The sequence below is a fragment of the Collinsella aerofaciens genome (genome assembly GCF_039062315.1).
GTDB lineage: Bacteria > Actinomycetota > Coriobacteriia > Coriobacteriales > Coriobacteriaceae > Collinsella > Collinsella aerofaciens_BG.
The window spans coordinates 25,204-46,356 of sequence record NZ_JBCJBG010000012.1 but is presented as its reverse complement, the minus strand read 5'-3'; the positions used below and the strand labels follow the sequence as shown (position 1 = coordinate 46,356).

The window sequence follows — 21,153 nt, the reverse complement described above, 5'->3', positions numbered from 1 at the left end:
AACAGGTCGATACCGGCTCGACCCATAAAGCCGCCTCGCTTGCGATGGCAGCTCGGACGGCGCGTCAAAACGCGTCTAGACCAGAAACGCTTAATCCCATGCAGCAATCCACGAACCATAATCTCCCTCCAGCCATTCGGGACGTGATTGATACGAGACATCGACCTTGAGCTCAACGTAGCCGCCCTCGGCGGTACCACCCATAGCCTGCGCAAACGCACCGATCACAGGTAACGGCTTGACCTCGCCGGAAACGGACACGGACGAGACGCCACCCGCATCGGCCCGACCAAGCTCGATATCCCACGACAACGGCCCGCCGGCATGAAAGATCGAAACGTTGGGCACTGCGGCAAGCCGGCGGCGGGTGAACTCCTTAAGATCGTCGTCCTCCGCCGTCGTCGTGGTCATGAGCCGCGCGGTCTCGGCAGCGGCAGACTCCATGACCGCGCGCGTATAGAGCAGGCACACCGGTTGCAGTGCGAGAAGGATGAGCATCAGAAACGTCGGCAGCAAAAAAGCGGCCTCGACCGTAGACTGCGCCCGGTCCTCGCGCGCGATATCAATACAACGCGATGTCCTTAGCACCCGCAGCGGCGTCGATAACCGACGTCGAGGCAACGCCATGGGATGCCGCCCGCTCGACCAGCGCCGCCAAGCGCCCGTCGGCACCGGCACGCCAAAGCCCCGCGATCGCCAGCACGATGGAAAGCAGCGCCACCGTGACGATGGCGTATTCGACCGTCGCCTGGGCAGATTCCTCGCGCAGGACGTCATGCATTTCACGACCCCTCCTTTGAGTTCGATGCCTGCGGGCTCAGGCGGATCACGCGCAGGCGGCACGAGGCATCGCCGGCATCCGCGGCAACCGTCACCATATCGACCCAGCCGCGCCCATCGCGCACAATGGCGCCCCATACGTTGCCCTTAATATCGAGATAGCCGCTCAGGGCGAGCTGGGCCGTTGGCACCTCGCGGTAGGCGCGTAACATATCCGCCGCTGCCTCGGTCATCGGTCGGTCCTCGGACCATGCAAGCCGGACCGCAATCGCGTTGTCCTCAGGTGAATCCGTCGCAGTGCCAGACCGCTTGTCGAGCGTCCGCAGAAAGGTTTGCGCCGTGACAGCGACATCCGAATCGTCCGCATCTCGCATCTCATCTTTTTGAGACGCCACCGCCGAATCTGAGCCCGAATCGAAGGCGGCCCCAGGACGCTGCTGCCGCGCGGCGTTAAGCCCCCAAAGCACCGCCGCTATCGCCACGGTCAGGCAAGCAAACACCAGCAGCACCCCGATGGGGCGCTCGCCCTCTACAGGCTGTTGATGCCCTCGCTGATAGCGTTCCATAGATCTTGGACCTTGCCCTTAAATGCGACAATGGCAATGATGGCGATCACCACGAGCACGCCGACCAAGATGGCGTATTCGGTGGTGCCCTGCGCACTCTCCTCCTGCAGTAGCTCCCCGGCATGCTGGCGAGCGCGAATTGACTGGCAAACAGCCCAGCTCCAGACCTTGCCAGCAACGTCAGTCATCGTGTTCATGTATTCCTCCCTACATCATCCCGCCTGCTCCCAACAGCGGGCCCAATATGGACAGAAGCAACGCCGGCAAGATGAGTGTGCCGGTGGGAATCAGCAGCTTGATGGGCGCACGCTCGATCTCGCGCTCGACCGCGGCGCGATGAGCCGCACGGATCTCGCGACTTTGAGCGGCCAGTGTCTCGGCAAGTGGGGCACCCAGGGCGAGCGCCTGTCCCACCGTGATGGCAAAGGTCTCGAGCGCTCGCACGTCCAGGTCGCGCGCGGCGGCCAACAACTCGTCCTCACGCGTGCCCACGCCCACCTGCCACGCCATGCAGGCCCGCTCAAGTCGAAGAGCCAGCACTGACCGGCGGTTGGCGCAGAAAATCTCAAGCGCCGCATCAAACGAAAGACCGGCCGAAAGACCCAAGCGCACAACATCGATCATCTCGGACACTTCGCCGAGCGACACTCGCGCCGGGCCGCCCGCTCCAACCGCGCCCTTCATTCGCGCGGTCAGAGCATCGACCACCGAGCGACCCGCGGCAGCGACCAGCACCGCCTCGCGCTTGCAGGCCTCTGCGATCTTGCGTGCATCCGCCCGATCCAAACCCGTCGCGACAAATACACTCAGAGCGCACAGGCAAGCCGCAACTGCAACCGGGGCGCTCATAGCTCCACCCGCATAATGCGCCTGATAACCACCAGGGCAACGGCGTTGAGGGCAAGACCCAGCACCACAGCGCCCGCGCCGGCAGGCGTCGCAAGACCGCGACGAAAATCTGCCGAAAGCAGCGCCAACACCGCGCACATGCCCGTCGGCATCGCCGCGACCATATGCGCAGACATGCGGGCCTGCGACGTCTTAACATCTAGGCGGCGCTTGAGCTCAATGCGCTCCCCCACCATGCTCGACGCCTCGGACAGTAAGTCGGCAAGCGGAGCGCCGGTGCGCTGTGACACCTTAAGCGCCAAGGTCACAAGCGAAAGACCGGGGGCGTCGATGCGCACGAGCAAGTCATCGAGCGCGTCGGTCGCCGAGATGCCGCAATCGATCGCCGCCGCCACCCGCAAAAACTCGGTATGCACCGGTTCTTGCGCATGAGCGCCCACAAAGCGCATGCCCTGGGCCAGCGAATGTCCCGAGGCAAGCGACATGGAAAGTGCGGTAAACGCCTCGGGCATGGCCTCTTCTGCATCGTGTTGCTCGCGCCGGCTCTCAAAGCCATCCCGAGCGGCGCCAACGGCAAACGGAGCAACAAGTCCCAAGGCAAATCCGAGGGGCGATAACGACACCATCGTTAGCAAAACGCAGCAGACACCGCTCGATAGCAGCAGAAACGCCAAACGCCCCGAAGCATCCTCGATCGCGAGGCCAAGGCGACGCGCCGGAGCCAGCGATGCCCACGAACGGGCGATCTTTTTCAGCGGATCGTTTTCCACCAGCTCACGCGGCAGCTTCTCTGCCACCGTCTCGAGCGCCTGACGCGCCAGCTCCGCCGGCGGTACCTGCGGCACACGAGGTTCCGCCCCGCACGCCGTCGCAACAGAAAACCCTGCCAAACCCCCTACGACGAGGGGCACAGCGACCTCCATTCGTCCACCTCCTCTTGTGTGAGCGTCCCCGACCGCAGGCCTTCTGCGATAAACGGCGGCTCGCGGTCAAGCGCCCAGGTGCGCTCGGCGGCATCGAAAGTCACATAGCGCTCGAGCTCTACGCCGCCCGACGCGGCGCGACGCACCCCCGAATACGAGGAGACGAAGCGCCTGCCATCGGCGTGGCGCTCGGACATCACGATGCCGTCGAGCGCCATGGCAATCTGCTCCTCGATGAGCTCGCTCGGCAGATCGATGCCATAACGTGCAAGCAACGTCAGACGCACCACGGTCTCCTGTTCTGAACCCGCATGAAGTGTGGTGAGCGACCCGTCGTGGCCCGTATTCATGGCCTGCAACATGTCGCAGCACTCGGCACCGCGCACCTCGCCCACCACGATGCGGTCGGGGCGCATGCGCAGGGCATTGGTCACCAGGTCGCGGATCGTCACCGCGCCCTCGCCCTCAATTGAAGCCTCGCGCGCCTCTAGGCGCACCACGTGCGGATGATGCGCAAACTTGAGCTCGGCAGAGTCCTCGATCGTCACGATGCGCTCGCCGGTGGAAATCTCGCATGACAGCGCGTTGAGCAGGGTGGTCTTACCAGATCCCGTGCCTCCCGCAACCGCCAGGTCCTGTCGCAGCGACACCGCGCACGACAGCAGCTGCGCATACCAAAGCGGCAGTGACCCCAGCCCCACAAGCTCGTCCAGCGAGCAGATACGGTCCGAGAACTTTCGGATGGTGAGAATCGGTCCGTCAATCGCCACAGGCGGAATCACCGCGTTGACGCGATAGCCCGTTTTGAGGCGGGCGTTGACGATGGGGCTGCGCTCGTCGATACGGCGGCCAAGTGGCGAGATGATGCGGTCGATAAGCACCCGGATCTGCTCATCATCCTCAAACGCATGCTCGATGGGGTACAAGACGCCGCCGCGTTCAAAGAAAGCCGAGCGGCAGCCGTTGATCATGATCTCGGTAACGGTGTCGTCCTCGATGAGCGGCTGCAACGGCCCCAAGCCCACCACGTCATCCAAAATCTCGTCGATGATAGTCTCGCGCTCGGGCGTCGCGAGATCGGTCGGCTCCTCAACATTGAGCGCCGCCTCCACCGCAGGACGCAATTCCGAGCGGGCAAGTGCCGGGTCGATATAGGCGCTGATACGCGCCACTTCGTCGTAACCCATGCGGTCCATCACGGCGCGCTTGGTGCGTCGTTTCACCGCGCGGCGGCGCCCCGCATCTACAGGCGCTGCCGCCGCTGCAGCGCCGGCAGCCTTAATCCTCGTTTGCAGGCTCATCGCTGATCACCCTCGCGCGACCAGGGAAGGCGGATACGCGGGCGTTCGGTGCGCATTGCACGGTCGGTGACCATATCGCCCCAAGGGCCGACGGCGCACCCCAGTTCCACGAGCATCTCGCGCGTGGCCTCGCGCACGCTGGTCGCAAAAGCGCTGGTCTGCCCCACTGCCTCGTCAGCGCGCCCAAACGCCATGAGCGCGGCGAGATCCTGCCCGCCATCGGCGATACGAATCTTGGAGCTCAACGCACAGGCAATCTCAAAGCGCATGGCAACATCCTCGTCTGCCCCGCGCGCACCGAACCGGTTGAACACGGCGCTCATGCGCGTGCGCGGCACACCTACTCGACTTGCCAGTTCAATGACGCGCGACGCCGATGTCGCGGACGACACCGCCGCATCGCCAACGACCAGGCAACGGTCGCTCGCCGCCACCGCAGCCGCCACGGCGTCGCCCCAAAAGACCGAGGTATCGATAAAGACCACGTCGGATTCGCGACGCAGGACATCAAGCAGTAGCTCCACCGGACGTGCCATGAGCTCGGCTTGCTCGGGCGCCGCGACGGGACCCCAGAGCGTAACGCCCGGCGCCACGCGCATCGATGCGGCTACGATATCCGGCTCGGTGAGCGCGCCCGCCGCCGACGGCTCGATAAGTGCCGCCATATCGCGCGGAGCATCGACGCCTAACAAGTCGTAAAGGTTTCCAAACATCAGGTCCAGGTCGAGCACGGCGGCACGCAAGCCCAACAGCGACGATGTGTGTGCCATGGTGGCAACGATCGTCGACTTGCCGCAACCGCCCGAACCCGAAATGGCGCAGATGACCGGAGCTCGATGCGGCGAAGCGGCAGCGTCTGCCGGCGGCATCGGAGGCGGCGGAGCGGGCGTCGGTGACAGCGTCCCCGTCTCCTCCGCCGCAACCACACGCTGCGTCCAAGCCGGCATGGCAGCTTGTTCGGTCTGCGAGGCAGGCTCGTTCTGTGCAATCTGCTCATGCTGCATCAGCGACAACTCGCCGCACCCGGCAAAGCCCTCAACTTCGTCGAGTTCATCCACCAGATTCACGCCGTGCACGTATCCCATATCTACAGCCGGGGAATCGCCAGCATGCTGCGCCGGCCCTCCAGCGTCATCGTATACAAGGGGGTTCCGGGGGCGCCGACCATGCTCGGCTTCCGCTTTTCCATAATCATCAACACGCGGGCCTCTTGTAGCGCGAGGCGCCCCGGGTTCCCTATCAACAAAAGCATCGGGCTCAATCGTCATGCGCCGATCGGAATCAACCGCTCCCTCGCCCGCGCACCCGTTGCCGCATATACTGTGCGCAGCGATGACCTCGGTCGCCCCTGCGCGAAACAGCCCCTCGATATCCGACGGATCGAGTGCTTCTATCAACACGACCACGCGACTCACACGGCCTTCGGCCGTCAGGCGCGCAACAGTCTTGCGCACATCTTCGGTATCAAACAGAGACGCCGCGATGATGGCAGCCCCGCGGCGCGACGGAAACGCCCGAGCCATGGAAACCAGCCCGTCCAGGTCACCTACGCGAAGCACCTGTGCACCCGCATCACGGCCCTCGACTTCCCGCTGCAACAGCCCGTAATCGCCGCACGCGCAGCACGCAAGCCAGATCGCCTTCATCACTTGTCGCCTCCGCTCTTTTTGCCGCGCGCCGTGGCGGGAATCGTCAAGCTGACCGTTCCCTTGCCCGAGGCTCCCAGCAGTTCCTTGACGTCTTCGGGGTCAGCCGCCAGCGTCACCCATTCGATCTTGCCCTCGCGCGTGGCACCAGAATCCTCACTGGTATCGATCACGTACGCGCCGCACAGTCGATCGGTTACGCCGTCTTTTTGCACATACACATCCACGTAGCTGCCCACGCCCGTGGCGCCGCCGACCGAGTGCTCGGCATCGACCGCCACCGAAACGGCGACTTTGCCCTTAGGCACCTCGAGCTTGTGGCTCTCGGCCTTGGTGTAGACATTGCAGATCACGGCGTTTTTGGGAATACGCGAAGTCGTCACGTCGCCGCGCACCTGGCGCAGCTCGGTCGCCGCGTCACGCGGCAGCAGACTCGTCAGCCATTCTTGGGTTATGACATTGGTCTCATCGAGGGTCTCGCCCACATCGATATCACGCGCCGCGACGCATACCTCGACGCGATCGCCACCGTACTTGGCCAAGGTCTCAGCCTGGACCTGTTCGGCTTGCGAGCGGATCGACGAGCCGTAAACCATGCAGAGCAGAGCAGCGAGCACGCCCGCGACCAGACTGATGGCGATGCGCTTGCTCTTGTTCACGGCCGCTCCTCTCATGGCAGTGCCGGGCGAATGCCCGTACCACCATTGTCTGGGCGGTCAGAGCGCAAAGCGGCGCAATCGCGATCTTGGTTTTCGATGTCAAACCAATCGCTGACCAAAAACTAACCAGCCCGTCAAGCTCGTGGCAAGGTTTTGGTCAGCACGTCAGCAAACTGCATGCTTCAAGGCTTTTCCGCAGCAAAAAAGCCGTCTCCCGAACAGTTGGGAGACGGCTGTCATAGGAAAAATCAATTACAGATGGACATCGGGATCGAGCATTTGGGCGCTCACGCGCATGGATGACGCCAGGTTTTGGAACGTTTCCAGACGCAGGCTGTCGATCTGCCCGGCGTCCTCGGCCTCGCGAACGGCGCAACCCGGCTCATGGGTATGCGTGCAATCGCCAAATCGGCACGCGCGCGATGCCTCGACAATCTCGGGGAAGGCGCGCGCCAGACCCCGCTCGTGACCCACGAGCGGTAGGCTGCGCAGGCCCGGGGCATCGGCGATCACGCCGGCGTCGCCCGGCAGTGCCACCATCACGCGCGCAACCGTAGTGTGGCGGCCCTGGTCATCACGCTCGCGCACGCCGCCAGTGGCCAGCGCATCGTGGCCCAGTAGCGCGTTGAGCAGCGTCGACTTGCCGGCGCCCGACTCGCCCAAGATCATGGCACAGCTCCCAGCCGGCACGCAGGCGCGCACCTCGTCCAGGCCGAGGCCCTCAGCAGAAGACGTCACGATCACGCGCACGCCCGGACCCACCAGACGGCGCACGCGGTCCAGATCGCGCTCGAGCTCATCGGCCTCGCAGCGGTCGGCCTTGGTGAGCACCACCACCGGCTCGGCATCGCAATCGAGCGCCAACACCAGTGAGCGCGCCACACGATCGAGCAGCACCTCGCCGGCGCCGAGCGCCTGCACGATCAGCACGCTGTCAACGTTGGAGCAGAGCACCTGGCGCTCACCGCGGGCACGGCCACGCCAACGTTCAAAGCTCGTACGGCGCGGCAGTACGCACTCGATCACGCCCATGTCGTGCCCGGGAGCACGGCGAACCGCCACGCGGTCGCCCACGGCGGGCAGCAAGACCTCGTCCTCGCCACGCGACTTGGCAAACCCTACGGCATGCTCGGCACGAAACGTGTCGTCGGCAGTTGCCACCAGCGGAAACCCGCGGTCCAGGCGCACCACGGCACCGAGCTGCATCTGCTCGGGCTCCTCGGCCTGTGCGCAAAAGTCGTCAAATGCAGCCTGCTGAGCCGCATCGACCGGCAGGTCATCGAACGCCGGAACATCCTGTAACGCGTCAAGCCCCGGTACGCTTGCCAGCAGCTCCTCAGCAGATGCAGGGGCTTCGGTCGCGAGCTTCCGACGACGGTCGCGCTTAGCCCGCGCCCCCGTCGTCTTTTTCTTCGCCTTAGCCTTAGCCTTGCCCACAAATGCCTCCCAGCACCCAAAATCACAACTGAGCAGGTATTTTACCCACAAAAAAGAGTCGGTCGAGCAACCGCTCGACCGACTCACACACTTTCCCTCAGCCCTTTTTCATCCGCGCGGGAGAAAAGCAGCAAGGACACCGCAGGGCCCGCCCGCCGGGAGGGGTTTCCTAAGGGCACATCCCGCAGCCGCAAAGCGGCGAGGACGTGCCCGTGGAAACCCCGCAGGCGGTCGGGCCCGGACAGGAACGTTACTCCTTCTCGACCGCGCGCATGATCGCCTTGTAGATCTCCATCAGCGGAATGATCAGGAAGGCAAGGCCCAGGGCGGCGACAACGCCCTTGAGCTCAAGCGTCACGGGGCCAAAGAACATCTCGGCAAGCGTCGGCTGCACGGTCACGATAACCGTCAGCACCAGCGCCAGCGCAGCCGAAGCCCAAAGCCACTTGTTCTGCTTCTTCATGCTAAACAGCGACGCACGACGGCTGCGCATATTGAAGCAGTGGAAGATCTCGACCATGTTGAGCGTGATGAACGCCATCATCACGCCTTCCTCGTCGGCATTGCCGGCGATCATATCGGCGATGTGGATGTAGCCCATGTCAAAGTACACGCCCACAAAGAAGCTCGCCAGCACCAGCACGGTGATGATCAGGCCCTGGACAACGCAGTCCAGACCCATATTGCCGGCAAAGACGCCGTCCTTGGCGTTGCGCGGCTTGCGCTTCATGATGTCGCCCTCGGCATCCTCCATGCCCAGCGCGAGCGCGGGGAAGCAGTCGGTGACCAGGTTCACCCACAGCAGCTGCACCGGCTGGAAGATGGTAAAGCCGATGAGCGTGGCGATAAACACCGAGAAGACCTCGGCAAGGTTGGCCGAAAGCAGGAACTGGATGACCTTGCGGATGTTGTCGTAGATGCGACGGCCCTCTTCGCAGGCACCGATGATGGTGGCGAAGTTGTCGTCGGCAAGCACCATGTCGGCGACGTTCTTGGTGACATCGGTACCGGTGATGCCCATGCCAACGCCGATGTCGGCGCGCTTGATGGACGGGGCGTCGTTGACGCCGTCGCCCGTCATGGCCACGATCTGGTCGCGCGACTTCCAGGCCTCGACGATGCGGGTCTTGTGCTCGGGCTGAACGCGAGCGTACACGCCGTAGTCCTCGATGTGCGCGTCGAGCTCCTCGTCGCTCATGCGGTCGAGGTCGGCACCGGTGATGGCCTGGCTGCGATCGGCGACGATGCCCAGCTGCTTGGCGATGGCCACGGCGGTGTCGATGTGGTCGCCCGTAATCATGACAGTGCGGATGCCGGCGTCGTGCGCCTCGCGGATAGCGTCGGCCACCTCGGGGCGGACCGGGTCAATCATGCCGGACAGGCCGCAGAAGACCAGGTCATGCTCGAGCGCAGCGGGGCTGCAGTCGGCGGGAACCTCGGTGTAGGTACGGCTCGCCAGTGCCAGCACGCGCAGGGCCTCGTCGGCCATGGCCTTGTTGGCTGCCACGAGCTCGGCGCGACGCTCCTCGGTCAGGGGGACGACCTTATCGCCCTCGTAGATATGGGTGCACAGGCCGATCACCACGTCGGGCGCGCCCTTGGTGTACTGCTCGTACTCGCCGTCCAGGGTCTCGACGACCACGGACATCATCTTACGGCCCGAGTCGAACGGGGCCTCGCCCACGCGCGGGTGCTCGGCAGTCAGGCCAGTAAGACCAGCCTTGCCGGCATCGTTGACGAGCGCGCACTCGGTCGGCTCGCCCACGGCCTCGCCCAGTTCCTCGTCCCACTGGGCATCGGAGCACAGCGCCATGCCGGCCAAGAACTTCTCCTTGGGCGCAGCAAGTTCGTGCTTGACGACGGTCATCTTGTTCTGGGTGAGCGTGCCGGTCTTGTCCGAGCAGATGGTCTGCGTGCAGCCGAGCGTCTCGACAGCAGAAAGCTTGCGGATAATCGCCTGGCGCTTGGCCATCTTGGTCACGCCGAGCGAAAGGACGATGGTCACGACGGCGACCAGGCCCTCGGGGATGGCGGCGACGGCGAGCGAGACGGCGACCATAAAGGTGTCGAGCAGGGCAGTCGGGTCGGTAAGGACGTTACCCACGCCGTGACGGATGATGTCGACGCCAAAGATCACGACGCAGATGACGATAACCATAATGGTAAGAATACGGCTGAGCTCGGCGAGCTTCACCTGCAGCGGCGTGAGCTCTTCCTTGGCCTCGGCCAGGGCGCCAGCGATCTTGCCCATCTCGGTGTTCATGCCGGTACCGACCACGACGGCGCGACCGCGGCCGTACACCACGGTGGAGCCCATGTAGCACATGTTCTTGCGGTCGCCGAGCGGCACGTCGTCGGTGCCCGCGGCAAGCTCAATCACGTTGGCGTGCTTCTCGACCGGCACGGACTCGCCGGTCAGTGCGGCCTCTTCGATCTTCATCGTGGCGCTCTCGAGGACGCGGCAGTCGGCCGGGACGGAGTCGCCCGCCTCGAGCATGAGGACGTCGCCGGGCACGAGCTCGGCGCTCGGCAGATGCACGAGCTTGCCGTCGCGCAGCACCTTGGACTGCGCCGCGCTCATTTCCTGCAGGGCCTCGAGGGCCTCCTCGCTCTTGGCTTCCTGGACCACGCCCAGCACCGAGTTGACGATAACGACGAACATGATAATGGCGACATCGGCAAAGTCCGCCTCGCCCTTGACCATGCCCGTGAGCGCGCTGATGACGGCGGCAACGATCAGCATGATGACCATAGGGTCGGCCATCTGCTCAAAGAAACGCTTCCACAGCGGCGTCTTCTCGGCTTCCTCGAGCTTGTTAGGGCCTGTCTTGGCAAGGCGCGCCGACGCCTCGCCGTTGCTCAGGCCGAGGTTCTCATCGACACCTTGGTCGCTGAGCACCTCCGCCGCGGCGGACAGGTATTCCTTTTGCATATAGAGTCCCCTCCTGGGATTCGGGCCACTCAGCAGATTGATGCCCGATCATAATTCCCAGGAGAAGGGCAAGGGCTCATCAAGGCTGCCGTGCTGAGCGGCAGTTGATAGTGGAGCTATGGTACCCCAAAGCGACGCGTCTAGCCAAAACATTCCATCTGGAAACACGGCACAGGCGCAACGGTGCAGACAGTGTGATGCTCAACATTGATAAAACGTTTTTTCTTCGGCGCATCGTCAGACTGAAATATCGCCCAGATAGCAGCGGTTAGAACGGTTGGTAAAGTTTTTGCATATACCGTTTTTCCGCAAAAAATGAACTTCTAATTCGGCATACGGTCGATTTTTTGGGGTATTCGGTCGGCATTTCGTTATAATCATCTCAGTTTTATTTCTTATGGTTTATCTATCAGCGCAAGACGATGTCAGATGGAGGTCTGAATGTACAAGCGCACCAAGATTGTATGCACCATGGGTCCCGCCTGCGATAGCGACGAGACCATCCGCGAGATGATCAAGGCGGGCATGAACGTCGCCCGTTTTAACTTCTCGCACGGCTCCTACGACGAGCACCACGGTCGCATCGAGCGCGTCCGCCGTATTTCCAAGGAGCTCGGCATGCCCGTCGGCATCCTGCTCGACACCAAGGGCCCCGAGGTCCGCACCGGCCTTTTGGTCGATGGCAAGAAGGTTGCCGTCAAGACCGGCGACAAGATCGTCGTCACCGCTCAGCCCACGTCCGAGGATTTCCACGGCACCGCTGAGCACATCTCCCTCGATTACCTGGCTCTGCCCTCCGAGGTCGAGAAGGGCTCCCTCATCCTGATCGATGACGGCCTGGTTGCCCTCGAGGTCGAGTCCGTCGACGGCCAGGACATGACCTGCGTCGTTAAGAACGACGGCCTGATCGGCGAGCGCAAGGGCGTCAACATGCCCAACGTCAACATCTCGCTGCCCGCCATCACCGAGCGCGATCGTCAGGACATCCTCTTTGGCCTGACCGAGAACATCGACTACATCGCCGCTTCCTTCATCCGTGACGGCGAGTCCGTCCGCGGCATCCGCGAGCTTTGCCGCGAGAACGGCGGCGAGCACGTGACGATCTTCCCGAAGATCGAGTGCGCCCTGGGCGTCGAGAACTTCGACGAGATCCTCGAGGCTTCCGACGGCATCATGGTCGCCCGTGGCGACCTGGGCATCGAGATCAAGCCCGAGCTCGTTCCCCACATCCAGAAGGAGATCATCGCCAAGTGCAACGCGGCCTACAAGCCCGTTATCACCGCTACGCAGATGCTCGACTCCATGCAGCAGAACCCGCGCCCGACGCGCGCCGAGGTTGCCGACGTTGCTAACGCCATTTACGACGGCACCGACGCCGTTATGCTGTCCGGCGAGTCCGCTGCCGGTAAGTACCCGGTCGAGGCCGTTAAGATGCAGGCCAGCATCGCTCTCGAGACCGAGAAGTACCTCCCGGCCCACGCTCCGCTCGAGGTTCCGGCTGACGCTCACGGCACCCGCGTCGTCAACAACGTTGTGGGTATGTCCGCTGTGAACATGGCTACCACCGTTGGCGCCAAGTGCATCACCGTGCCGACGACCACCGGTCGTACCGCTCGCCTGATCTCGCACTTCCGTCCCAACATGCCGATCTGCGCATTCTCCCGCCACGAGTGGGCCGTCCAGCAGATGATCATGTACTGGGGCGTTATCCCGCACCAGGCCGAGATTACCCAGGGCACCGTCAACGGCACGATCGTCAAGGCGATCGAGACCGCCAAGGAGCTCGGCTACGTCGAGGCCGGCGACCTGACCGTCGCTACCGCCGGCGATCCCCGCATGAGCGTCCAGCTCGAGGACAAGGTCTCCTCGACCAACGTCGCTTACGTCGCTCAGGTGCGCTAAATCGCACTTGCAAGCAGATTTGCATTGCAAAGGGCCCGGAAGGCATTGCCTTCCGGGCTTTTTTAAGACCTTCTTCATATGCCGCCTCATCGATTTGCGTTCAGTCGCAAGCCTCTCCGATGCCGAGCGCACCACCGAAGACGCCTGCGACGGGAGCTGTTGGTCAATTGGGATGAACTGTTCTCCGTAAAGCCGGCCGGCTAGCAGCTAGCGATCAGGGGGACTGCCGGAACGTCAGAAGCAGCAACGCGAGCCGCAAAGCCTGCCTCGGTCAGCTCGATGACCTCGGTAAACGTTGAGTCGAAGAACTCCTCAGTTAGCAGGCGATACGGCGGATGATCGGGCTCGCCGGGGTTTTCGCGCACGATCTCGTGCATGACGCCGATGGTCTTGAGCACATACTCCTTATGGATGGGATACTGCCCAAAACGCGTCGCAGCGGTATACAGGCGATCGGTCGCACGCGGGATGGAAACAATGCCCAGCGTCTTGCCAAACCAGTCAAAGTCGCCTTGCTTTTTAATGCGGAACTCCTCGCACGGCTTGCCGCCGTGCGCCTCCAGGTACTGATTCACGCGCGTATTCCATACGGTATCGGCCACCAGATGCGACCAGACACCCAGTGTCAAATCGAGCAACGACTGCGCCACATCTTCGGACGCAAGCGAGAACTCACGAGCGCCGGGACCGACAACCGGCTCAGCATCCCTGTAGCGCTGGGGATAGTGCACGCGATTCAGTCGCTCGCGCTCCTCGATAATCGAGGTCGCCGCGGCTGGCGCACCGGTGGGCGAACTTTTAAGCAACGGTGCCACATAGGTATCCCAGAACTCGTGCTCACGCGGCTTAGGGATAGGCTCGGGCTTGGCAAAGTGCGTAATGCGGTACGGGATGGGATCGGCGATGCCAGGGACCATATAGCCCACGAAAATATCCGGAACCACGCAGCCAAACAAAAAGGCATTGCGGTCGCGCACGCTATTGGCAAGTGCACCGGTGCGCTCCAGCAAACGCTCCGTCTGAGCGATATGAATGTTCCAACTTGGCATAGCCACCCCCATAAAAAACCTGGATAACTATACCATCACGGCAAAGCCGCGCGGGCGGCTACGCACGCTCTACGCAGCAGCTAGTCCGTAGTACCGCTTTCGGTTCCATACGACGGCGAAGGCGTCTCGACCACATGGTGATATCGATCGATATAGATTGCACGGGCACCCAGGCGTCGCACCAAATCCTGGTGATGCGTGCTCATCAAGACCGTCTTACCCGCCGCGACGTAGGCCAGCAAGAAGTTGACCACGATGTCGCATGAATCCTCGTCGAGCCCATTGGTGGGCTCATCGAGCACTAGGATATCGGGGTTCATCGATACAACTGCCGCCAGCGCCACACGCTTCTTTTGCCCGCCCGAGAGCTGATAGGGAGAGGCGTCGGCAAGGTCGGCAACCTGGAACAGCCCCATGGCATCGCGCACGCGGCGCTCGAGCTCGTCTGCCGGCAGCCCCATCTGCGCGGGACCAAAAGCAACTTCCTCGCCCACCGTGGCGCAGAACAGCTGGGCATCGGCGTTTTGGAATACGAAGCCCACGCGCTGGTGGAACTTCTGAGCAGCAGCAGAATCCTTCAGATACGCCGCATCGACCACGTGCCCGTCAAACAGGTATGCCCCTGCGTCCGCGAGTTCAAGGCCGTTAATAAGACGCATAATCGTCGTCTTGCCGCAGCCGTTGGGACCGAGCAGGGCAACGAGTTCACCACGATCGACCTGCAGCGACACGCCATCGACAACCGTATGCCCCGCATAGGAGAACACCACGTCGCGCAGCTCGATGAGCGGAACGACCTCGGCGCCGCCCACACCGTTCGTGCCCGCCGCACTATTCATATCGATCGTCAAAACGTCGCCCTTCCCCATTTACATCCCCAGTCGGAACCAGCAGCGCCTACAGCACGGCGCACAACACTGTCAGCAGCGCCACGCCGGCCGCATAGGCCGCATCGCGCCAGCCAAACCTGGCGCGCGCGGGAGCCGGATACGCACCGGCAAAGCCGCGGCAAAGCATAGCCTCGTCCATCGCGCGGCTGCATTTCATCGCCTTGATAAAGGTCATGCCCATGATACCCGCGATCGAATCGGTACGCGAAAATCCCTCGGGCGCACGGCCAACGCTGCGCAGCATGACCGATTCGCACAGATCGTGCGCCGTACGACCCAGCACCTCGATGTGCTTGAGCGCCATATCAAACGTAAAGATAACTTCGTCGGGTAGATGCAGCATCTTGAGCGCCGCCGATATGCGGCTCCACGTGAGGGTCCACGAAACGCCCAGCACCAGCGACACATTAATGAAGGTCTTGAGCGCAATCTTGAGCATGGCGCCCGTAGCGGAAGCACCCAGCAGCAGGGCAGGCAGCGCCAAAACCACTGCGAGCCCCGCGGCGCCAAGCGCCGGCACAAAGGTCGCGCGCAGCCCGCGTACGGGACGCACGGCAACGAGCACCAGCGCAATGGCCGCCATCAACATGAGGTACAGCGGGCTTTGTGTCAGGCACACGCACAGGACGCAAACGAATATCCCCACCAGGCGCACCGGAGCCGAAACGCAAGAAAGGGCGCGGTCGACCATCGACCCGCCCTCGTGCGCGCCTCCACCCAGGCGAACCCGCTCAAGCAGGCTCGCCAGGTGCAGGACGTTCTTTTGCATCACGCGATGACGAGCGCCCGTGGGCTCGTATCGCTCCTCGGCCGCAAGCCAGCTAGGCAGCTCGACCATCGCCATGGGCTCCGCTTTCCTTGACCGTCAGCGAGATCAGACGGAATGCGATGGTGAGCACCGCCACGCCAATCACGCCGGACAGGATATACATGGCAGCCTGACCGGCAAAGCCGAGACCCTGCTCCTCGGAATAGGCCTGCAGGTAATCACCCGTAGGCAGAGCGTCGGCAAAGGTCGGGGTGTCGAGACCGACCGAAGCCTGCAGGCTGTCGTCGCCAGCCTCCTGAACGGCGGTCGCGGCGCCCTCGGCGTCCCACTCACCCCAGGCGTCACCCGTGGCCAGCAGGCCCAGCGGCGTGGCCACGACAAGCACGGCAACCAAGATGAGCGTGGGGACCAGCGAGGTCTTCTTTGTAGCAGCGCCCTCGGCAGCAAGCTGTCCATCGGCGGCTTCGGGGCCGACGATAACGCTCGGCGCCGTCTTCTTAATGAAACCGTAAATCGCAGCCGTCGCCACGCCCTCGACCACGCCGGCAACCAGCATATGCGGGATCATCATGGCAGGAATGGCAATAGACAACGGGAAGGGGCAGTACAGCGGCGCGCCCGAAGCGTTGGTAAAGAGCATCGGCTGAATACCAAACTCGATTGCCGCGCACAGGGCCGCCAGGCACAGGCCGACCCAGCCGCTTACGATGGCCGAAACCGAGGTGCCCCAGCTCTTGTCGTGCAGACGGCTGTTGAGCGCACGGAACACGATAGCAGCGGCAAACGGCAGCACGAAGGCCATGTTAAAGCAGTTGGCGCCAAAGGACAGGATGCCGCCGTCGCCAAACAGTAGTGCCTGTAGCGCCAGCGCGACCGAGACAGCAATGGCCGCGGCCTCCGGGCCCAGCAGCAGCGCGATGAGCGCGCCGCCGACGGCGTGACCCGTGGTGCCGCCGGGCAGCGGCACGTTGAACATCATGAGCAAGAAGGAAAATGCGGCGCAGATGCCCAGGAAAGCCATGTGCTCGCGATCGAGCGTGGCACGCACCTTTTTGATGCAGTGGACCCAAACGGGCACCATTGCCACTGCCATGACGGCATCCGTCTGCGGGGACAGATAATTATCTGGAATGTGCATGGGCGCCTCCCGGTTATCGGCGCACAGAATTGCAACGCCGCTTAAATCACCTTGTCAGTGTTACGCATTGTAAGATTCGTAACACGCCGCGGGCTATCATAGCAAAACGGCGCACTGCCGACAAAGCAGCACGCCGTTATGTAATGCGCGTGTCATATATGAAGGCTCAACGGTGCCTTATATCGAGCATAGCGGTCACGTAAGACTCGGCGGCAACCACCGCTGACCCATACCCCAGCGCAAGCCCTATCCGCGGACCTCGCCGTTTACGCCCTTGCATACCTTGGTGACGATCTTCTGGTGCGCCTTCTCGACCTCTTCGCTGGTGAGCGTGTGGTCGTCGGAGCGATACGTAAGCGCAAAGGCCATGGACTTCTTGCCCGCTCCGATGCGGATGGGATCGCGGTAGACGTCGAACAGGCGCACGCCCTCGAGCAGCTTGCCGCCGGCGCTGGTAATGCGGCGCTCAAGATCCTCGCAGGTCACAGCATTGTCGACCACGATAGCAAGGTCGTGCTCAACAGCCGGGTACTGCGAGAACTCGCGGTAGTTCTCCTGATTGCGGGCGCCCTTGATCAGCTTGTCCAGATCGAGCTCAAAGGCAACGACGACCTCATCGATGCCCATCGCCTCGCGCGCCTCGGGGTGAATCTCGCCGACCCAGCCCAGTACGGTGCCGCCGGACAGAACCTCGGCCGCACGACCCGGCTGCAAGAAAGCGTAGCACTCGCCCTCGACGGGACGGAAGCGAACCTTCTCGATGCGCAGCTGGGCGAGCAGCTCCTCGACAATGCCCTTGCCAAAGAAGAAACGCAGCTTGCGGTACTTCATGTTCCAGGACTGCTCGCTCCACTGGCCCGAGAGCACGCCCGCCACGGACTTGGTCTCCTTGGGCAGGCTGGCGTTCTCGCGACCGTGGAACAGGCTGCCGACCTCGTACAGGTGCACGTTGGGCGTGCCGTGGGCCTCGTTATAGGCCACGGACTGCAGCAGGCCCGGCAACAGCGAACGACGCATCTCGGTCTGCTCGGCTACCAGCGGGTTCATGAGCACCACGGGGCAACCGCGACCCTCGGTGGACATACCGATCTTCTCCAGGTCGCCCGGGGCGGCAAAGCCGAAAGTCGTGGTCTCGTTGAGGCCGCAGGCGCGCAGGATCTCGCCGACCTTGCGGGTGAGCTTCTGCTCGCGGGTCAGGCCGCCGATGTGGTTCTTGGCAGCCGGGATGGTCGCCGTCACACGGCCCATGCCCCACAGGCGCAGGACCTCCTCGATCAGGTCGATCTCGCGCGGCAGGTCGGGACGGAAGCTCGGCGGGGTGACCATGAAGTCATCGCCGTCGCGCTCGACGGTGCAGCCCAGGCGGGTGAGCGAACGCTCGATAAACTCGGGCTCGATGTCGGCACCGCAGATGGCATGCACGCGGGCCAGGCGCAGCTTGATGCTGTCGATAGTCTTGGGCGCAGGGAAAACGTCGACATAGCCGGGAGCAACCTCGCCGCCGGCGATCTCCTCGATGAGCGCGCAGGCAACGTTGGCGACGTCCACGCAGCCGGTCTCGTCAACCTGGCGCTCAAAGCGAATGGAGGCGTCGGAGATCAGGGACAGGTCGCGGCTGGTGTGCGAGGTGCGACCGGCGTTGAAGCAGGCACTCTCGACCATCACATCGACGGTGTCGTCCTCGATCTCGGAATCCATGCCGCCCATAACGCCGGCCAGCGCCACGGGGCGCTCGCCGTCGGTGATGAGACCCATGCCGGCGTCGAGCGTGCGCTCCTCGCCGTCGAGCGTCGTGAACTTCTCATCCTGCTGGGCGGCGCGGACCACCACACGACGGCGGCCATCGCGCTCGGCAAAGGTGTCCAGGTCAAAGGCGTGCAGCGGCTGACCGGTGAGCATCATCACGTAGTTGGTGATATCGACAATGTTGTTGTGCGGGCGCACGCCCAGGGCGTTGAGGCGCTTGACCATCCAGTCGGGCGAGGGGCCGACCTTCACGTTGCGCACGATGCGGGCGACGTAGCGGTCGCACAGGCCCTCGTCGGCAATCTCGACCGAAAGCTCGTCGTCGGTCGCGCGGCCGGTCTCGGCCTTGATGGCAGGCAGCTCAACGTGGAAATCGCGGTCGAAGATGGCGCCGGTCTCGCGGGCCATGCCGATCATGGACAGGCAATCGGGACGGTTGGGCGTGATCTCGCAGTCAAGCACGGTATCGCTCGAGCCCACGTACTCGGCAAACGGCATGCCGCAGGGCGTATCCTCGGGCAGGATCATGATGCCGGAGTGGTCGCCGCCCAGGCCGAGCTCGCGCGCGGAGCAGTTCATGCCCATGGACACGACGCCGCGAAGCTTGCTCTTCTTGATCTTGACGTCGCCGGGCAGGACAGCGCCAATCATGGCCGTGACGATGTGGTCGCCGGCCTCGAAGTTCTGCGCGCCGCAGACGATCTGCAGCGGAGCGGGGTTGCCGTCGGCGTCGAGGTTCTTGTCGCCCACGTCGACCGAGCACACATACATATGGTCGCTATCGGGGTGCGGGGTCTTGGTGAGCACCTTGGCGGTCACCACGTGGTCGAAGGACTCGCCCACGGTGTCGATCGCCTCGACCTCGGTGCCGGTACGGATATATTCGTCCGAAAGGGTCTTGGGATCCTCCGGAATATCGATCATGGTCTTGAGCCAGTCGTAAGAAACACGCATCTAGCTCTCCTTTCATACTGAAAGCCTGCGAAGAGATGCAGGTGGAAACTTCAACTTTGTGAACATTCCTTACAAAGCGAGGGTTGTCCAAGTGCGGCAGATCGGCCCGAAAGAGGAGCGCCGCGTACTTTGGTACGCAAGCGACGAATGAGCGCCGAGGTGCCGTGCTTGGGCAAGCCGCAGCCTAAAATTGGTTCAGGAAGCGCATATCGCCTGTCATGAGCGTGCGCAGGTCGGGCAGGTCGTAGCGCAGGGCCGCGACGCGCTCGGCGCCAATACCAAAGGCGAAGCCGGTGTACTTCTCGGGGTCGATGCCGCAGTTAATCAGGACGTTGGGGTCGACCATGCCGCAGCCCAGAATCTCGATCCAGCCGCTGTGCTTGCAGAAGTTGCAGCCCTTGCCGCCGCACACGTGGCAGCTCACGTCTACCTCGCAGCTCGGCTCGGTGAAGGGGAAGAAGTGCGGGCGGTAACGCGTCTTGCGGTCCTCGCCAAACATGCACTTAACAAAGTAGTCGAGCGTGCCCTTAAGATCGCCAAAGGTGATGCCCTCGTCGACGACCAGGCCCTCGATCTGGTTGAACTGCGGCAGGTGGCAGGCGTCGGCCGTGTCGGGACGGTAGACGGTGCCCGGGCAGATCATGTAGATGGGCGGCTTCTGCGACTCCATGGTGTGGATCTGCACGCCCGAGGTCTGGGTGCGCAGCAGCACGTCGGACTCGCCGTGGGCGTGAGCCTCGGGGTGCGCGACGCTGCCGGGGTTGTTGTCGACCACATAGAAGGTATCGCGGGCCGAGCGGCTCGGGTGATCCATGGGGGCGTTGAGCGCGGTGAAGTTGTAATAGGAGGTGTCGACCATGGGGCCAGACTCGACGGTGTAGCCGATGCCGCAGAAGATGTCCTCGGCCTCCTCGATGATCTGCTTGATCAGGTGCTGGTGGCCGATCTGCGGACGGATACCCGGTAGCGTGATGTCGACGGCCTCGTGCTCGAGTGCGTGCTTGAGGGCGGCGGCCTTCATCTCGGTGGTGCGCTCGTCGAGCATGCCCTCGATCAGCTGGCGCATCTCGTTGGCGCGCTTGCCCATCACGGGACGATCCTCGGGGGCGAGCTTGCCCATCATGCGCATCAGGCCGGTGATGCGGCCCTTGCGGCCGAGCAGCTCAACGCGCGCGGCCTCGAGCTTTGCGGCGTCGTCGGCGCCTGCGACGAGCTCCTTGGCCTCTTCCTCGAGTTTGACCAGATCATCAATCAGACTCATGTCTTCCCTTTCGTCTCTCGCGCTCCCCGCTTGCCGAGGCGGCTGCCGCCGTCTGACGTTGCGAAAACGCGGCCCGGTTCGGTAACAAAAAACCGTCCTCGGGCATGTGCATTGCCCAAGGACGGTTGAATTCCGCGGTACCACCTTGTTTGACCCGGCGGATGTCTGGCCCGCCGCGCCCACTCTTTGCCCCTTGTCGCGAGGCTCACGGCTTCCCTACTGGGGACATCGCCGCCGCCGGCCGCGTGCCCGTTGAGGTCGCTGCTCGGGAGTGAACGCTTGGCCCTTGCCACCGCAGGAAGGCTTACAGCCCATGACCTTCCCTCTCTTGCCGGCGACGCGGCGGGCAAA

At 63.2% G+C, this 21,153-nt stretch carries 18 protein-coding genes; 1 reads left to right on the top strand and 17 read right to left on the bottom strand.

All coding sequences use genetic code 11. The features are described from left to right. Window positions 1-90: 90 nt before the first annotated feature. The 11 genes from ABCP74_RS07030 to ABCP74_RS06980 form a co-directional block, all read right to left on the bottom strand. Window positions 91-627 (bottom strand): TadE/TadG family type IV pilus assembly protein, encoded by a 537-nt coding sequence (locus ABCP74_RS07030; RefSeq protein WP_099432619.1) that lies wholly within the window; start codon window positions 625-627, stop codon window positions 91-93. Next, window positions 563-781 (bottom strand): hypothetical protein, encoded by a 219-nt coding sequence (locus ABCP74_RS07025; protein WP_147579407.1) that lies wholly within the window; start codon window positions 779-781, stop codon window positions 563-565. Before ABCP74_RS07025 ends, ABCP74_RS07030 begins: the two co-directional genes overlap by 65 nt. A gap of 1 nt (window position 782) precedes the next feature. Further along, window positions 783-1,346 (bottom strand): hypothetical protein, encoded by a 564-nt coding sequence (locus tag ABCP74_RS07020; protein ID WP_147579406.1) that lies wholly within the window; start codon window positions 1,344-1,346, stop codon window positions 783-785. Beyond that, window positions 1,310-1,543, bottom strand: coding sequence for a hypothetical protein (locus tag ABCP74_RS07015; RefSeq protein ID WP_006235091.1), 234 nt, complete (start codon window positions 1,541-1,543; stop codon window positions 1,310-1,312). The genes ABCP74_RS07020 and ABCP74_RS07015 overlap by 37 nt, the downstream gene beginning before the upstream one ends. A 10-nt stretch (window positions 1,544-1,553) precedes the next feature. Beyond that, window positions 1,554-2,195, bottom strand: a complete 642-nt coding sequence (locus ABCP74_RS07010) for a type II secretion system F family protein (protein WP_006235093.1) — start codon at window positions 2,193-2,195, stop codon at window positions 1,554-1,556. Continuing rightward, the gene (locus ABCP74_RS07005; protein WP_232049603.1) at window positions 2,192-3,040 is read right to left on the bottom strand and encodes a type II secretion system F family protein; all 849 of its coding nucleotides are present in this window, start codon (window positions 3,038-3,040) and stop codon (window positions 2,192-2,194) included. The genes ABCP74_RS07010 and ABCP74_RS07005 overlap by 4 nt, the downstream gene beginning before the upstream one ends. Window positions 3,041-3,090: 50 nt before the next feature. Beyond that, on the bottom strand, window positions 3,091-4,419 hold the full coding sequence (locus tag ABCP74_RS07000; protein ID WP_343001135.1) for a TadA family conjugal transfer-associated ATPase: 1,329 nt from the start codon (window positions 4,417-4,419) through the stop codon (window positions 3,091-3,093). Beyond that, window positions 4,416-6,065, bottom strand: coding sequence for a nucleotide-binding protein (locus ABCP74_RS06995; RefSeq protein WP_343001134.1), 1,650 nt, complete (start codon window positions 6,063-6,065; stop codon window positions 4,416-4,418). The genes ABCP74_RS07000 and ABCP74_RS06995 overlap by 4 nt, the downstream gene beginning before the upstream one ends. Further along, a complete protein-coding gene (gene cpaB, locus ABCP74_RS06990) occupies window positions 6,065-6,724 on the bottom strand; it encodes a Flp pilus assembly protein CpaB (protein WP_343001133.1) in 660 nt (219 codons plus the stop codon). Before cpaB ends, ABCP74_RS06995 begins: the two co-directional genes overlap by 1 nt. 252 nt (window positions 6,725-6,976) lie before the next feature. Beyond that, the gene (rsgA, locus tag ABCP74_RS06985; protein WP_373267883.1) at window positions 6,977-7,930 is read right to left on the bottom strand and encodes a ribosome small subunit-dependent GTPase A; all 954 of its coding nucleotides are present in this window, start codon (window positions 7,928-7,930) and stop codon (window positions 6,977-6,979) included. Window positions 7,931-8,411: 481 nt separating this feature from the next. Continuing rightward, window positions 8,412-11,093, bottom strand: a complete 2,682-nt coding sequence (locus tag ABCP74_RS06980; protein WP_343001132.1) for a cation-translocating P-type ATPase — start codon at window positions 11,091-11,093, stop codon at window positions 8,412-8,414. 441 nt (window positions 11,094-11,534) lie between these two features. Here ABCP74_RS06980 and pyk point away from each other — a divergent pair, with 441 nt between their 5' ends. Continuing rightward, window positions 11,535-12,995 (top strand): pyruvate kinase, encoded by a 1,461-nt coding sequence (gene pyk, locus ABCP74_RS06975; protein WP_099432613.1) that lies wholly within the window; start codon window positions 11,535-11,537, stop codon window positions 12,993-12,995. A 200-nt stretch (window positions 12,996-13,195) separates the two neighbouring features. Here the strand turns inward: pyk and ABCP74_RS06970 are convergent, their stop codons facing one another. The 6 genes from ABCP74_RS06970 to pheS all read right to left on the bottom strand — a co-directional run bounded on the left by ABCP74_RS06970 (window position 13,196) and on the right by pheS (window position 20,802). Beyond that, the gene (locus tag ABCP74_RS06970; protein ID WP_343001131.1) at window positions 13,196-14,044 is read right to left on the bottom strand and encodes a hypothetical protein; all 849 of its coding nucleotides are present in this window, start codon (window positions 14,042-14,044) and stop codon (window positions 13,196-13,198) included. A gap of 80 nt (window positions 14,045-14,124) precedes the next feature. Continuing rightward, on the bottom strand, window positions 14,125-14,895 hold the full coding sequence (locus ABCP74_RS06965; protein WP_343001130.1) for an energy-coupling factor ABC transporter ATP-binding protein: 771 nt from the start codon (window positions 14,893-14,895) through the stop codon (window positions 14,125-14,127). 46 nt (window positions 14,896-14,941) lie between these two features. Then, window positions 14,942-15,778, bottom strand: a complete 837-nt coding sequence (locus ABCP74_RS06960; RefSeq protein WP_196031676.1) for an energy-coupling factor transporter transmembrane component T family protein — start codon at window positions 15,776-15,778, stop codon at window positions 14,942-14,944. Continuing rightward, window positions 15,756-16,841 (bottom strand): cobalt transporter CbiM, encoded by a 1,086-nt coding sequence (cbiM, locus tag ABCP74_RS06955; RefSeq protein WP_343001129.1) that lies wholly within the window; start codon window positions 16,839-16,841, stop codon window positions 15,756-15,758. The genes ABCP74_RS06960 and cbiM overlap by 23 nt, the downstream gene beginning before the upstream one ends. Window positions 16,842-17,087: 246 nt before the next feature. Further along, window positions 17,088-19,541, bottom strand: a complete 2,454-nt coding sequence (pheT, locus tag ABCP74_RS06950; protein ID WP_343001128.1) for a phenylalanine--tRNA ligase subunit beta — start codon at window positions 19,539-19,541, stop codon at window positions 17,088-17,090. Between the two features lie 184 nt (window positions 19,542-19,725). Further along, window positions 19,726-20,802, bottom strand: coding sequence for a phenylalanine--tRNA ligase subunit alpha (gene pheS / locus ABCP74_RS06945; RefSeq protein ID WP_040359117.1), 1,077 nt, complete (start codon window positions 20,800-20,802; stop codon window positions 19,726-19,728). Between the last annotated feature and the right edge of the window lie 351 nt (window positions 20,803-21,153).